This is a genomic window from Paraburkholderia aspalathi (assembly GCF_905220735.1).
In the GTDB taxonomy this organism is placed as follows: Bacteria; Pseudomonadota; Gammaproteobacteria; order Burkholderiales; family Burkholderiaceae; genus Paraburkholderia; species Paraburkholderia aspalathi.
This window is the reverse complement of sequence record NZ_CAJNBA010000002.1, coordinates 503,325-517,896: the sequence shown is the minus strand read 5'-3', so window position 1 is coordinate 517,896 and position 14,572 is coordinate 503,325. Positions and strand designations below refer to the sequence as shown.

The 14,572-nt window shown below is 57.9% G+C and carries 15 protein-coding genes; 7 read left to right on the top strand and 8 right to left on the bottom strand.

Translation table 11 applies throughout. The features are described from left to right. Positions 1 to 101 precede the first annotated feature (101 nt). Genes KHO30_RS13110 through benD form a run of 4 tightly spaced genes read left to right on the top strand, consistent with a single transcriptional unit; the run spans position 102 to position 3,781 of the window. Positions 102 to 1,460: a Rieske 2Fe-2S domain-containing protein gene (locus tag KHO30_RS13110; protein WP_211701224.1), complete on the top strand. Its 1,359-nt coding sequence runs from the start codon at positions 102 to 104 to the stop codon at positions 1,458 to 1,460. After that, the gene (gene benB, locus KHO30_RS13105; protein WP_200620149.1) at positions 1,457 to 1,945 is read left to right on the top strand and encodes a benzoate 1,2-dioxygenase small subunit; all 489 of its coding nucleotides are present in this window, start codon (positions 1,457 to 1,459) and stop codon (positions 1,943 to 1,945) included. Before KHO30_RS13110 ends, benB begins: the two co-directional genes overlap by 4 nt. 40 nt (positions 1,946 to 1,985) lie before the next feature. After that, entirely contained in the window at positions 1,986 to 3,008 is a 1,023-nt protein-coding gene (gene benC, locus KHO30_RS13100; RefSeq protein ID WP_200620148.1) for a benzoate 1,2-dioxygenase electron transfer component BenC, read from the top strand. Then, positions 3,005 to 3,781: a benzoate diol dehydrogenase BenD gene (gene benD / locus KHO30_RS13095; protein ID WP_200620147.1), complete on the top strand. Its 777-nt coding sequence runs from the start codon at positions 3,005 to 3,007 to the stop codon at positions 3,779 to 3,781. Before benC ends, benD begins: the two co-directional genes overlap by 4 nt. Positions 3,782 to 3,923: 142 nt before the next feature. Here benD and KHO30_RS13090 read toward each other — a convergent pair whose 3' ends face one another. From KHO30_RS13090 to KHO30_RS13070, 5 genes are all read right to left on the bottom strand, one after another. Further along, positions 3,924 to 4,847, bottom strand: a complete 924-nt coding sequence (locus tag KHO30_RS13090; RefSeq protein WP_200620146.1) for a beta-keto acid cleavage family enzyme — start codon at positions 4,845 to 4,847, stop codon at positions 3,924 to 3,926. Between the two features lie 73 nt (positions 4,848 to 4,920). Beyond that, complete coding sequence (locus KHO30_RS13085; protein WP_234486820.1) at positions 4,921 to 5,418, bottom strand: acyl-CoA thioesterase; 498 nt, start codon at positions 5,416 to 5,418, stop codon at positions 4,921 to 4,923. After that, positions 5,415 to 6,755 carry an aspartate aminotransferase family protein gene (locus KHO30_RS13080; RefSeq protein WP_200620145.1) on the bottom strand — a complete coding sequence of 447 codons (1,341 nt, stop codon included), beginning with the start codon at positions 6,753 to 6,755 and terminating at the stop codon, positions 5,415 to 5,417. Before KHO30_RS13080 ends, KHO30_RS13085 begins: the two co-directional genes overlap by 4 nt. Before the next feature lie 115 nt (positions 6,756 to 6,870). Next, entirely contained in the window at positions 6,871 to 8,175 is a 1,305-nt protein-coding gene (locus tag KHO30_RS13075) for an MFS transporter (protein ID WP_211701223.1), read from the bottom strand. Positions 8,176 to 8,249: 74 nt separating this feature from the next. Further along, a complete protein-coding gene (locus KHO30_RS13070) occupies positions 8,250 to 9,338 on the bottom strand; it encodes a porin (RefSeq protein ID WP_211701222.1) in 1,089 nt (362 codons plus the stop codon). A 57-nt stretch (positions 9,339 to 9,395) separates the two neighbouring features. Between KHO30_RS13070 and KHO30_RS13065 the strand changes: the two genes are divergently transcribed. Next, the gene (locus tag KHO30_RS13065) at positions 9,396 to 10,388 is read left to right on the top strand and encodes a TetR/AcrR family transcriptional regulator (protein WP_244179457.1); all 993 of its coding nucleotides are present in this window, start codon (positions 9,396 to 9,398) and stop codon (positions 10,386 to 10,388) included. 126 nt (positions 10,389 to 10,514) lie between these two features. Here the strand turns inward: KHO30_RS13065 and KHO30_RS13060 are convergent, their stop codons facing one another. Beyond that, complete coding sequence (locus KHO30_RS13060) at positions 10,515 to 11,564, bottom strand: phosphotriesterase family protein (RefSeq protein ID WP_093640203.1); 1,050 nt, start codon at positions 11,562 to 11,564, stop codon at positions 10,515 to 10,517. Positions 11,565 to 11,710: 146 nt separating this feature from the next. Here KHO30_RS13060 and KHO30_RS13055 point away from each other — a divergent pair, with 146 nt between their 5' ends. After that, positions 11,711 to 11,965 (top strand): hypothetical protein, encoded by a 255-nt coding sequence (locus KHO30_RS13055; protein WP_167378462.1) that lies wholly within the window; start codon positions 11,711 to 11,713, stop codon positions 11,963 to 11,965. Positions 11,966 to 12,050: 85 nt separating this feature from the next. On the opposite strand, the gene KHO30_RS13050 is transcribed toward KHO30_RS13055, so the two are convergent. Further along, positions 12,051 to 12,986 carry an electron transfer flavoprotein subunit alpha/FixB family protein gene (locus KHO30_RS13050; RefSeq protein WP_211701221.1) on the bottom strand — a complete coding sequence of 312 codons (936 nt, stop codon included), beginning with the start codon at positions 12,984 to 12,986 and terminating at the stop codon, positions 12,051 to 12,053. Positions 12,987 to 12,999: 13 nt separating this feature from the next. Then, a complete protein-coding gene (locus KHO30_RS13045) occupies positions 13,000 to 13,749 on the bottom strand; it encodes an electron transfer flavoprotein subunit beta/FixA family protein (protein WP_211701220.1) in 750 nt (249 codons plus the stop codon). 301 nt (positions 13,750 to 14,050) lie between these two features. On the opposite strand from KHO30_RS13045, the gene KHO30_RS13040 reads away from it, so the two are divergent. After that, on the top strand, positions 14,051 to 14,566 hold the full coding sequence (locus KHO30_RS13040) for a thiamine pyrophosphate-binding protein (protein WP_093647793.1): 516 nt from the start codon (positions 14,051 to 14,053) through the stop codon (positions 14,564 to 14,566). Positions 14,567 to 14,572: the final 6 nt, after the last annotated feature.

The following is a 14,572-nucleotide window of genomic DNA, read 5'->3' as shown; positions in this document are numbered from 1 at the left end:
GCAGCTACGTCGTACCCCCGCTGCCGCTCAATCTTTCGCAAGAATCTTTCGACACCGATGCGCGTGCTCCATGACCTGGCGCACGCGTAGGGAGAGCACGCATGTCTGCAATTATCGACAAAGCCTCGCAACTGGATGAACTGCTGCATACCGCCGTTCAGGACGACAAGCAAAACGGCGTATTCCGTTGCCGCCGCGATATTTTCACCAACGCCGATCTGTTTGAGCTCGAGATGAAACATATCTTCGAGAGCAACTGGGTGTACCTGGCTCACGAAAGCCAGGTTGCCGACAACAACGACTACTACACCACCTGGATCGGCCGCCAGCCCATCGTGATCACTCGCGACAAAAGCGGCGAACTGCACGCGGTCATTAACGCCTGCGCGCACAAAGGCGCCATGCTTTGCCGGAAAAAGCACGGCAACAAAGGCACCTTCACCTGTCCGTTCCACGGCTGGAGTTTCGCCAATACGGGCAAGCTCCTGAAAGTGAAGGACGTGAAGACCACCGAATATCCGGTGCAGTTCAACACCAACGGCTCGCACGATCTGAAGAAAGTCGCGCGCTTCCAGAGCTATCGCGGCTTCCTGTTCGGCAGCCTCAACGCGGACGCGAAACCGCTCGAGGACTACCTCGGCGAGACCAAGGTCATCATCGACCAGATCGTCGACCAGGCTGCGAACGGACTTGAAGTATTGCGGGGCAACTCCTCCTACATCTACGACGGCAACTGGAAGATGCAGATGGAGAACGGCTGCGACGGCTATCACGTCAGCACCGTGCACTGGAACTACGCTGCGACGATGGACCGCCGCAAGGTCGATGGCACGAAGGCTGTGGATGCGAATAGCTGGAGCAAGTCGGTAGCCGGCGTGTACGGCTTTGACCACGGCCACATTCTGTTGTGGACCAAGACGATGAACCCGGAAGTCCGACCGGTTTATCAATACCGCGAGGAAATCAAGGCACGTGTCGGCGAAGCAAAGGCGGATTTCATCGTCAATCAGACTCGCAACCTGTGCCTGTATCCAAACGTGTTCCTGATGGACCAGTTCAGCACCCAGATTCGCGTGATTCGGCCGCTGAGCGTCGACAAGACCGAAGTCACCATCTTCTGCTTTGCCCCCAAGGGTGAGAGCGCAGCCGACCGCGCTACCCGCATTCGCCAATACGAGGATTTCTTCAACGTCACGGGCATGGGTACCGCGGATGACCTCGAAGAGTTCCGTGCCTGCCAGGCCGGCTATGCCGGCGCCACCGCGATGTGGAACGACCTTTCGCGTGGCGCGCCCTTGTGGGTCGAAGGTCCGGACGGGAACGCGAAAAGCATGGGCATGAAGCCGCTCATCTCAGGCGAGCGCAGCGAAGACGAAGGCCTGTTTGTGTGCCAGCACGAATACTGGGTGCAGGTGATGCGCGATGCACTGAAGAAAGAACAAGAGGAGACCGTGGCATGAGCTTCGACTACCCCAAAATCTGCGCCACGCTTTACCGCGAAGCGCGTCTGCTCGACGACCGCCAGTGGGACGATTGGCTGGCCTGCTACGCCGAGGACGTCACCTACTGGATGCCCGCGTGGGACGACGACGACCGGCTCACCGATGACCACGAGAGTCAGATCTCGCTGATGTATTACCCGGACCGTGGCGGCCTGGAAGACCGAGTGTTCCGCATCAAGACCGAACGCAGTAGCGCGTCGATGCCTGAACCGCGGACCAGTCACAACGTCACCAATGTGGAAGTGCTGGCCGAACGCGGCAACGAAGTGGACGTGCGCTACAACTTCGACACGCTCAGCCACCGCTACAGAATCAACGATCATTTTTTCGGCACGATGTTCGTTACGTTGCGAAAGGTCGACGATGCCCTGCTGATTGCCAGCAAGAAAATTGTGCTGAAGAACGATTACATCCGCCAGGTGCTCGACATTTACCACGTTTGATGTCGAGCGCCGGGAGGGAACTGGAAGTAGAGGAGACAACATGTCCACTTACAACATTGCACTGAACTTCGAAGACGGCGTGACCCGCTTCGTCGCATGCAAGCCGGGCGAAAAGGTGCTCGATGCCGCCTTTCGCGCGAAAATCAACCTGCCAATGGATTGCTCCGATGGCGTGTGCGGCACCTGCAAGTGCCGCGCCGAAAGTGGCAGCTATGACCTTGGCGACGATTACATTGAAGACGCACTGAGCGACGACGAGAAAGACAGTGGCCTTGTACTCACCTGCCAGATGGTGCCGCAAAGCGATTGTGTGATTGCCGTGCCCGCCTCTTCCACTGCATGCAAGACTGAACAGAGCCGGTTCGCCGCGACGGTATCGAAGGTGGAGCCGCACAACGATGCGGCAGTCGTGCTCGAACTGGACGTGGATGCAAGCGCGCCGGTATTCCTGGCGGGCCAGTACGTCAACATCGATGTTCCCGGCAGCGGCCAGCATCGTTCGTATTCTTTCTCATCCGCGCCGGGGCAATCGAAAGTCAGTTTTCTGATCAAGCGAATTCCCGGTGGCGTGATGAGCACCTGGCTCGATTCTGCGCAGCCTGGCAATAGGCTGGAGTTGACCGGGCCGCTCGGTAGTTTCTATCTGCGCGCCGTGGAGCGGCCGTTGCTGTTCCTCGCTGGCGGCACGGGTCTGGCTCCGTTCCTGTCGATGCTGGAAGTGCTGGCGCGTACCGACTCGCAGCAGAAGGTCCACCTGATTTATGGCGTGACCCGAGACCTCGATCTGGTGCAGGTCGATGCCATTGAAGCCTACGTGGCGAAGTTGCCAAATTTCACCTACGCCACCGTCGTGGCCGACACGGATTCGACTCATCCCCGCAAAGGTTGGGTGACGCAGCACATGCCGGCCGAGGCCTTGAATGATGGTGACGTCGACGTTTATTTGTGCGGGCCGCCACCGATGGTCGATGCAGTGCGTAAGCATTTCGACGATAACGGCGTGAAGCCCAACAGCTTCCACTACGAGAAGTTCACTCCTAACGCAGCACCGAGGACCGCATGAGCACGCAACGATTTGCCGGCAAGGTCATGGTCGTCACAGGCGCGGCACAGGGCATTGGACGCGCCGTAGCGCTGCGTGCGGCCGCTGAAGGTGGCAAGGTGCTGTTCGTCGACCGCGCGGAGTTCGTCTCTGAAGTCGCTGCTGAAGCAAGTGGCGCAGAAACGGCAGGCTTTGTTGCCGACCTCGAGACGTATGAAGGCGCGGCATCGGCGATGGCTTTTGCAGTGAGCAATTTTGGCGGCATCGACATACTGATCAATGGCGTCGGTGGCGCGATTCGTATGCGTCCATTCGCTGAGTTCGAACCTGAGCAGATTGACGCGGAAATTCGCCGTTCACTCATGCCTACGCTGTACGCGTGCCATGCTGTGTTGCCGCATCTGCTCAAACGGAACGGTGGCACCATCGTCAACGTTTCCTCGAATGCCACGCGCGGTATCCGCCGTGTACCCTATTCGGCGGCCAAGGGCGGTGTCAACGCGATCACGCAGTCTCTGGCGATGGAGTACGCGGAGCACAATATCCGTGTGGTTGCCACTGCGCCGGGCGGGACCGACGCACCGCCGCGACGCGTTCCTCGCAACACAGCCGGCGATAGCGAGCGGGAAAAGGTCTGGATGAGCGACGCGGTGAAGCAGGTTACTGAATCCACCTTCTTTAAACGCTACGGCAGTATCGACGAACAGGTCGCGCCGATACTGTTCCTCGCTTCAGACGAGGCGAGCTATATCACCGGCACCGTGTTGCCGGTGGCGGGTGGTGACACCGGTTGAGGCGATTCAAGCTGCGCCCTTTTCCTCCCTGCATCGAATCCATGGTTCAAAGACCGCGACGATGCGACCCCGACCACCTTTGAACGCGTTGAACATTCTCTGACGTGTGGGGGCCCGAAGAACGCCGCTAACAGCAGGCGAGTTACGCCACTGAGAACTGCGGACGCACCGGCGTGTCGGTACGAGGCAGGCCCAACATTTGGCGCGCCTCGGCCGGCGTAGCGATCTCATAATCCATTTCGCGCAAGATACGAACAGTCCGTTCAACGAGCTCGACGTTGCGCGCCAACTGCCCCTGGCGATAATAAAGATTGTCCTCAAGCCCGACGCGAATAATCCGCCCGCCCAGCAGCAGGGAGTTCACGCTCGCCGGCAGTTGTGCCGGACCGATTCCGCTCACGCAGAAGATGCTGTCTTTCGGCAGTAGATCGACCATGTACTGGAGCGACTTTGGGTTGTACGGCATGGCGTTCTGGAAACCGCGATGCGCATTCATGACCATGTTGATCACATAAGGCGGTTCGTCGAGACCAAGCTGGATCAGCGTGTTGACGTCCTGCACGATATGCGTAGGGCTGAACACCTCCCACTCCGGCTTGATGCCACGTTTTTTCATTTCTTCAGCGAGGTAACGGCAACGTGAAGGCGACGTATTGAGCAGCACTTCCTTGCCGCCGAAACTGGCCACGAACGTGCAGGCGTCCAGCGTGCACATCTCGGCGCCCGCCTCCATGCCTTTGAGGCGCTCCTCCCAGACGGTGTCCCACATGCCACCTTCGATCGGCTGAATCATGTCGCCGTGAACGCCACCACCTGTCGAGTTGTTGATGACGATGTCGCACTTCGCGCGGATCTGCTCGTTGATGCTGCGGTAGATATCGGCGTTGCAGGTAGCCTCATCGTTGGGCAGCCGTGCATGGACCGCGACCACGCTGGCTCCGGCGTTATAGCAATCGTAGACATCCCGTGCTATTTCGGCGGGCTGCGTAGGAAGATGAGGATTCTGCGATTTGAACGCCATACCGCCCGTCGGGGCGACGAGAACGATAACCTTGTTGGTAGCCATGTTGCGTCTCCGTGAAGTGTTTCGAGTTGTGTTCCAGCGATCGTCGAGGTTCGACCTACAGGATTTCAGATCGTTATAGGGACGCGTTTGCCTGTTCGCGAATACGAAAGCGCTCAATGCGCCGCCGCAGATCATCGATGATCGTCACAGGCACGCGGCGTTCGAGCGAGAAAAGCACGATGACCTGTTCGATTCGCACGCGCAGTTCGTTGTTCGAAAATGCCGTGAGCGTCAGGGCGATCGAACTGGTGCCGATTTTTCTCACTGCCAGCCGCAATTGGAGCGTGTCACCGATAGCGCTTGCCGCAACGAAATCACATTCAATCCTCACAGTTGGCACACCCAGTCGCTGCACAGCGATCAAGTCAGCATAGTTCACCTCCAGTCCGTCGTTGAACCAGTCCTCGATCAGTTCGTGAAACAGTACAAAGTACTGTGGGTAGAAGACGATTCCGGCTGGATCGCAATGCTGAAACCGGATGAGCTTCTTCGATTCGAACTCGTGAGGAGCTTTCACGGTGGTGTCCCCCGATGAAAATTGAGAGTCATTGCCTGTTTCTACAAAGCTCAATGTGCGAGCACCTGGCCCGCACGGAGAATGTCAGCATATCTCTCCAGGAAACGGTCGAACACCGCAATGAACTGTTCGATTTCCTCAGTGCCGATCGGCATGCTTAGCACGATGAAGCCGCGCCGAGCGAGATAGATGCCGTGTTCAGCCATATGAAAGAAGAACAGGTCCTTGAGAATGTTTCCCACCGGCAGCAGGTCTTCCACCGAACGGATCTCATGCGTGCCAGCCTGTAAATTCATCAGCGAACCCGTGCCGATGAACTGCAGCGCCACATCCTTTACCTCGCACATTGAATTAAGCCGGGCTCGCAACCACTCTCCGCGCGCGTTCAATTCCGTCGCAACGGCAGGCGTGTACAGCTCCGACAGTCCAGCTGCTCCGGCTGCCATCGTTAATACGTTGTTGTTGAATGTGCCCGCGTGCGGCGTCGCATCTGGATTGCGAGGATCGAACTGATCCATTATTGCAGCACGTCCTCCGAATGCACCGAACGACATGCCACCACCGATGTACTTTCCAAGTGTTGTGAGGTCCGCATGGATGCCAAGCTTTTCCTGAAGCCCACCAGGGGAGAGACGGGAGGTCATCACCTCGTCAAAGATAAGCAGCGCGCCGTTCCCGGACGTCAGCTTGCGCAGACCAGCCAGAAATTGCTGGTCGGCGGTAATGCACCCGGAGGCTCCCTGCATCGGTTCGGCGATCACTGCGGCAACTTCGCCCCCGTGAGATTCGAACAACACTCTCACACTTTCGAGATCGTTGTACCGGGCGATCAGGAAATCATGCGGGACGTTGACTGGACTATTTCCTTTCGCGAACGTGAGCACGCCACCATGGTAGCCACCGCTGAACAGAATAATCTTCGAGCGACCCGTGTGAACCTTGGCAGCAGCGATAGCCATCAGGTTTGCTTCGGTGCCGGAGTTGGTGAAACGAACAATATCGACCGATGGGAAGCGGTCGCAAATCAGTCGAGCAAGCTTCGACTCGAGCAGGTTGTGCCCGCTCAGGTTGATACCTCCGTCGAGGGCACCATCGATCGCTTGCCGGATAACCGGGTTAGAGTGTCCGTAGATACCCGCCGTGAATTCGGCGATGAAGTCGATGTATTCGTGACTATCTACATCCCAAAGGCGGCAACCGTCCCCTCGAGCGATGGCCAGGGGAAACGGTGAGTAGTACAGGACCGATCGCGTGTTGCCACCCGGCATGACGCGAGCGGCTTGCTCATACTGCGACGCGCTTCTGGGGTTGCGTTGAGCATAAATTTCAGCAGCTTTCGCGACGGCCTCGGCAATCGGCGCGGGGTCCAGCTTGATCGGGTCTTGGGTCATGACGGTACTAAGTGTGGGACGACGATGACGGCGCGCGGCGGTCGCGAAAGCAGCGCCACCGTACCGCCATGAATGATGTACTACATTTTATTGTACAATGAACAATAAATCTAGTTTACCCAAGATCCAGCTTTGCCCGGTCCTTCATGAAAACAAGGGCCGGCAGCGTGGCGAGGGCCGAGATTGCCAGCAGCCATCCAGCATCAGGCGCGTAGCCGGTCCCTTCGATGATCCATGTGGTGAGAAAGGGTGAAAATCCCCCGAGAATGATTGCCATTGCACCGCCGAAAGAAACCCCGGTCGACCTGACGCGTGTCGGGAACATTTCAGCAATCGCCGACGGCCCAGGCCCGGAGTACATCGCGAACATCACGTTCATGAGCAATTGAAGCAAAAAGAAAGTGGTAAATGATTCGGTTACAACGATCTTTTTATAGAGCGGATAAGAGAACAGCAGAAAGAAGAGACAGCTTGAGAGAAGAAGCGGCTTCCGGCCAAACCTGTCAGACAGAAATCCCATCAGCGGCGCCAGGATAATGACGCTCGCGAGTGAGGCAGTACTTGTCCAGAGAGCCTGTTGCCTTGTCACGTGTCCGTACTTCGCCGCGAACGTAGGCATGTAGACAGAGACCATGTAGGAACATACGGCCCAAAAAATCACGAATGAAAACGCGTGGCACACGGCTCGGGAAAAGGCCCGAACTTCACCACGGGCCACGATTTTGTGAGCCGAACCCTTTTCGTAAGCAGGAGACTCGGGCACGCTCCGGCGCATGTACATGCCGAGCGGACCGAGCAGCGCGCCCAGGAAAAATGGAATGCGCCATCCCCATTGCTGCAAAGATTCTGCCGGAAGGAGCGTTGCCATGGTCGCGGCAACCGCCGAGCCGAGGAGTAGTCCTGCAGCAATGCTTGATTGCTGAAAAGATCCAAAGAATCCTCGGCGCGACTTGCCGCCCCACTCAACGAGGAAGGCCGCTGCTGTCCCCCACTCTCCGCCCGCGGAAAAACCCTGAATGAGTCGCGCGAGTACGAGAAGACACGGCGCTAGCAGCCCTGCCTGTGCGTACGAGGGCAAACAGCCGATCATGACGGTACTTCCCGCCATCAGAAGCATCGTGATCGAGAGTGCCTTTTGACGCCCCTCTTTATCGGCCATGCGGCCGAGTGCGAGGCTTCCGATTGGACGGGCGACAAAACCGACTCCGAACACCGCAAATGACGCAAGGAGGGAAGTGTACTCATTGGTCGATGGGAAGAAATTTCTTGCGATGATTGGCGCGAGAAAGCCATACACGCCGAAGTCGAACCACTCAAGAACGTAACCTGAGATCCCTGCAAGGATCGCCTTGCGTTGTTGTGCGCGTGGCGCTGGAGTGATATGTGCCGGATTGTCCGGCGCGGTGGTGTCGAGATTCACGATTCCAATCCTTTCGATATGTGCGACCGTGCGCACGACGTGCCTGGCTGACGCCCAATGGTGCTCGTGCTCTGTCAGAACCGATGCCGCATACCGACCCGCAGCGCCAACTGCCGATCGTTATCAGACGGGCCGATGGTTACCAGGTTGGCCACGGTGCCCGCCCCGATTGCTTTCTCATAGTTGGCCGACGTGTATATATCGGTGCGCTTGGACAGCAGGTAGTCAAGAGTGAGGGCGAACTCATTCCATTTGCTTTCGGCGATCTTCGAATACGTGTATCCACCCGCGACTTCCAGGTCGGGAAGGATCCAGTAACGAGCCGCGGCATTCAGACTTTGCAGAGTTTCCGAGCTGTTTCCGTTGTCGAAGTGGGTATTGCTGTAGACACCAGAAAGGCCAAATTTGCCGAAATCCCACCCGGCACCAGCGCCTGCCGTGCGAAACTCCCTGACTGCGACGCTGGTCGCCGCAGTCGCCAACGGTGCACCGAAAAATGTCGAGACCCCAAGGCTGGAGCCTGGCGAGAAAAAGTAGTCGTGGATATCGGTGACAGCCGCGCCCGCGCTGAAGGGACCGTGTACGTAGCTTGCGCCGAAACTGTAGGCATGCCCGTAGTTGGTAGTGGGTGCGGACTGCGAATTGAAGCTGTACTGCGCGTTGACCTTGAAGCCCGCCATGTCGGGACTTGCATATGTCACCATATTGTCAAGCCACTCACCCGATATCCGATCCTGATCGCCTGGATTCAGGTTATAAATGCCGACCGTCGTGTATCCGGAATGGAACCGAAGCAGCATGGTGGTCATCTGGTCATACTGACGACCAAGTGTGAGCGTACCGTATTGCGAGCTCGACAGTCCCACAAACGCAAGACGACCAAACTCAAGCCCTCCCTGCCGTGATGCACCGGTGTTCGGATTGAAGCCGCCTTCCAGATTGAAAACGGCCTTCAGCCCACCGCCCAGGTCCTCTGCGCCCTTGAAACCGAAGCGGTCGCCCTGGCTCACGCTGTCATCCAACTTGTAGACATGCTTGCCACCTACGTTCGAGACATAGGTCAGGCCGTCGTCGATCACACCGTACAACGTTACGCTGGACTGGGCCTGCACTGCGCTTGCCGCTCCGAGAGCCGTTACCGCACAAATAGTCTTCAGTTTCACCTTTGATCTCCAAACCGTTGCGGAAATTGATGTCGCTTGTGTTCAGCGGACATCCCAATGTCGCCCTGTCATTGTTCACTGAACAATGACACGTTATACGGCGATCAAAAAATGATTGCAAGTGCGCAAGAACCCGAGCACTGCCTATCGGCATGTTGTTCGGTTTACAATGATCTTCTTGTTCACAGGCAGGCATTACGTTCAGACATGACGGGAAAGGCGATGACAACTTCACGCGAAAAAACAGTGCGCACCGCAAAGAAAGCGGTCAATGTGAAGGACACGGCGGCGGCGAAGACGAGCACCCGTCGATCACTCGTAGGCAACTCGGCTGTGCCGGTGCCCCGGGCTCGAGCCGCGAAGGGCGCGGCACCAGGTGCGGCGCTGACCAAAGAAAGAATTGTCACTGCCGCGATCGAGCAGATTGACCGAAATGGCCTGATGGGGTTTAGCCTGCGGGATGTTGCCCGATCCCTGGGTGTATACCCGGCGGCAGTCTACTGGCACGTCGCGACTCGGGACGATCTGCTCGCATCCGTCGTAGAGGCAACCATGGCCGACGTTGCCCCGGAAACGGGCAAGTTGCCGTGGCAGGACTGGTTTCGCGAACTGTTCTCGCGCTGCCGGGAGGTGATGCGCCGCCATCCAAACGTCGCACAACTGGTCGGCGGGCAATTGGTTGCGAATGCCAGCCTCAGCCCCGGAATGATCGACAGAATCCTTACGGTGCTTATCGCTGCAGGTTGCCAGGAAGCTAGAATCGTTGAGATGTATAACGTCGTAATTGCAACGATGGTGGGATTCTCGACCCTCGAGTTTGCTTCAAGTCCCACGGACGATCCGGGAACATGGGCGGCACAACTCCAGGAAAAAGCGCATGCCATCCGTGCGCTGGAATATCCCACACTCGCCCGACATTTACCGGCGATGGCGAACCGGGCGTTTATAGTTCGCTGGCAGAACGGCACGGAAGCGCCGATGGATTCCAGTTTTACAGCGTATGTGGAAGTAGCGATCGCCGGCATGGAGCAAGTGCTGGCCCGGCAATGAGGAAGCCAGGCGTCCAGCCATTACCGTCATTTTGTGTGCACGGCCGCCATTCGGCCATGCTTAAGTAAATGAAGCAAGCGGCCCTCATTTGGCGTCGCGTACGCGGGAGCAAGGGACGTTCGGCCGTCAGATGAAAGTAAGAAGTCGGGCCGGATTTTCCACAAGAATCTGGTTCACTTCTGCGTGTGTAAAAGCGCGTCGCAGCATTCGGGGCACTATATTGGCAAAAATATGCTGATATCCGTGGCCGCCGTAGCGACCCAAGCGCGTTCGCGTGCAGATGTCGTGGCTGATCAATACCTGCTCGCCATGCCCTCGGTCGAGCAACGCCCTGACCATACGGAGTCGCCCGGCGTCATTCGGCATATCAATGTCAGACATCGGATAGGCCGACTGTTCCCAGCCGAACAGATCGAATTCGATCACACACCCACTATCCGCAAGTTTGAACAGACGATCATCATCAAAGATCGTGCGATCTATATGGCTGATGATCACGCGTTCGGTCGAATATCCGAGTTGCCTGATAGCATCAACGAGTTCCTGAGGCTGGTCTGGATCCCGCCCTGGGTGGATGTTGACCGATGCGCCAGTTTCCTGCTGCGCGATGAGCGCGCCCCGGACTACACGCTTTTCCTGATCAGTCCACGGTGCCTGGCAACCGATCTCGCCAATGATCCCTGCCCGAATCGAGGTACCCCACGCACCTTCGGTGAGCTGCCCGACCATTTCAGATGCAAAATCCTCGACGGTCTTTACCGAATTAGACGGGAGGTGAAATTCGTGCACATAGTGTCCGCAACCCATTACGATATGAGCGCCCGTTGAGCGGGCGATGGTCGCGAGGCCTTCGGGATTTGGCTTAAGACCACCGGTCGTCAGGTCCACAATACTGCGACCGCCGACGCCTATCATCTCCTCGACCTCCTCAATTGCCACGTCAATCTGGTCAAGCCGATAATTCTTAAGCGAAGGCTGTTGACCATAAGTGATCTTCCAGCAGTTGCATAGATCGACTTCGACCTCGTCGTGATCGGCATCTTCAGCCAATCGCGGTGGTACGAGGTCAATCAGCAGATGTTCGTGCATCAAGGTAGCGCCGAGCTCGGACGGATCGATCAATCCCAGGACGGTCTGGACTTTTCCTTTGCGTGATTCGTGGGACTCGGCTGTCATGAAGCAACTCTTTACGTTGGCGTAACACTCATTGTACGACGAACAATAAAATATGCGCCAGCGGATTAAAAAGCCGCGAACTTAACTGGGAGTGTCGACGAGTCTCCGGCAGGCCGTGGCTATTTCAGGCCCCCTGGACAGATTTGATGGCCAGCGCGAGCCGCTTGTGGGTGCATCGTGAACCTATCATCATCGGGCCGATGCGACAGCGCCTGCGCGGCTCCCTCCACGTTTCCCCGCGCAATCCGGATGGCTTTGTCGAAGCTGCTATCCGTCGCCACATGCCTGTTGTCGACACTGACGAGCCAACGGTCACTGCTGCAGCACCAGCGAATCCTTCGCTCTTCAAGCAGCAATGCGAACCACCGCCAGATGGAGGCATCTTCGGCATTGGCGGCTAAGGCCGCCGCCGCTCTGACATGCCTCATATCGTTCAAATTGCTCACGTGTCACCTCATCCGACCTGGACTTTCCCTCGACGTACGCTTAAGACAGCATGGCCTCGAACTCCGGCACGACCGTGAACAGGTCGCCCACCAGACCATAATCGGCGACGCTGAAAATCGGCGCTTCCGGGTCCTTGTTGATCGCCACGATGACCTTCGAGTCCTTCATGCCGGCCAGATGCTGGATCGCACCCGAGATGCCGACCGCCACATACAGTTGCGGCGCGACGATCTTGCCGGTCTGGCCGACCTGATAGTCGTTCGGTACGAAGCCCGCATCCACTGCCGCGCGCGATGCGCCCAGCGCTGCATTCAGCTTATCTGCCAGCGGCTCCAGAATTTTGGTGTAGTTCTCGCCATTGCCCAGACCCCGGCCACCCGAGACGATGATCTTCGCCGACGTCAGCTCCGGACGGTCCAGCTTCGTAACTTCACGGCTCACGAACTGCGAGAGGCCCGTGTCGGCTGCCGCTTCGATCTTCTCGACCGTTGCGCTGCCGCCTTCTGCTGCTACCGGGTCGAAACCGGTCGTGCGAACCGTGATGACCTTGATCGGGTCAGCCGATTGCACGGTGGCGATAGCGTTACCCGCATAGATCGGGCGCTCGAACGTATCGGCGCTGTCCACTGCGGTGATATCGCTGATCTGCGCGACGTCGAGCTTCGCGGCGATGCGCGGTGCGATGTTCTTGCCGTAGGCGGTCGCCGGCGTGAGGATATGCGTATAGTCCTTCGCGATGTTCATCACGGTTGCCTGGACGTTTTCCGCGAGACCCGCTTCGAGTTGCGCGGCGTCAGCCAGCAGCACCTTCGAAACACCTGCAATCTTCGCTGCAGCATCCGCCGCAGCCTGTGCGTTGTGACCTGCCACCAGCACGTGGATATCGCCACCAATCTTCTGCGCGGCTGCAATCGTGTTCAGCGTCGCGGCCTTGATCGACGCATTATCGTGTTCAGCAATTACCAGATTCGTCATTTCGTCCGTCTCCTCACAGCACCTTGGCTTCGGTCTTCAGCTTCTCGACCAGCGTCTTCACATCCGGCACCTTCACACCGGCGGAGCGCTTCGGCGGCTCGACGACTTTCAGCGTCTTCAGGCGCGGCGTCACATCAACGCCGAGGTCTTCCGGCTTGATGACTTCCAGCGGCTTCTTCTTCGCCTTCATGATGTTCGGCAATGTGACGTAGCGCGGCTCGTTCAGGCGCAGGTCGGTGGTGATCACGGCCGGCAGGCTCAGCGACAGCGTTTCAGCACCACCGTCGACTTCGCGCGACACAGTAGCCTTGCCGTCAGCGACGACAACCTTCGAGGCAAACGTAGCTTGCGGCAGGTTCGCCAGTGCAGCCAGCATCTGGCCGGTCTGGTTCGAATCGTCGTCGATGGCCTGCTTGCCGAGGATCACCAGCTGCGGCTGTTCCTTGTCGACCAGCGCCTTGAGCAGCTTGGCGACCGCCAGCGGCTGCAGTTCTTCGCCCGACTCGATCAGGATCGCGCGGTCCGCGCCGATTGCCAGCGCCGTGCGCAGCGTTTCCTGCGCTTGCGTGACACCCGCCGACACGGCGATCACTTCGGTCGCCACGCCCGCTTCGCGCAGACGCACGGCTTCTTCAACCGCGATTTCGTCGAACGGATTCATCGACATTTTCACGTTCGTGAGATCAACGCCACTGCCGTCGGACTTCACACGGACCTTCACGTTGTAATCGACCACTCTCTTAACCGGCACAACAATCTTCATGGTTCCCTCCCCAATCGTTTGAACGCTAGTGTGCGTACTCAAACCAAGGGTTGGAATTCGGCATTCTGGAACGCCGCATTCCAGACGCTCGAATACGCGCGCAAGCTAGAACGGGAAGGATCCGCGCGTGCATCCACACCGACAAACCCCGTTAACCCCAGCCTAATCGCGCCTTCCGCAATCAGTAATTGAGCGACGACTTTTGCTGATGCACGCTATCACTCATCAAAGCAAGGTAATCGATCGGCCCTGCTTAGCGCCGCGGCTATCCGTTTTCATCAACCTACCAAAACTCGTCACCATGTCAGTCAATTGGCCGGAAACAATCTTCGAGCATTTCAAAGCCGCTGACGTGCGGCAAGTGGCATACGTGCCCGATGCGGGGCACAAACGTCTTATCGAACTCTGTGAAGCAGACACGGAGATCCATGCGGTTTCGCTGACCACCGAAGAAGAAGGGGTGGCCATGATGGGCGGCGCATGGGTCGGCGGCCAGCGCGGCGTACTGCTTCTGCAGTCGAGCGGCGTGGGTAACTGCATCAACATGCTCTCGCTGCAACACGAATGCCGCATGCCCATCGTGATGCTGGTCACCATGCGCGGAGAGTGGGGCGAATTCAATCCCTGGCAAGTCGCCATGGGCAAATCCACCCAGGAAGCCCTCGAATCGGCCGGCGTTTATGTCTACCGCGCGGATGATCCCGCCGACGTCCCCGAGACCGTACGCGCCGCACTGAATTTTGGCTACAACACCTCCCGGATGGTCGCTGTCCTGATCGGGCAGCGCGTTATCGGCACCAAGAACTTTAACAAGTGAGCACGA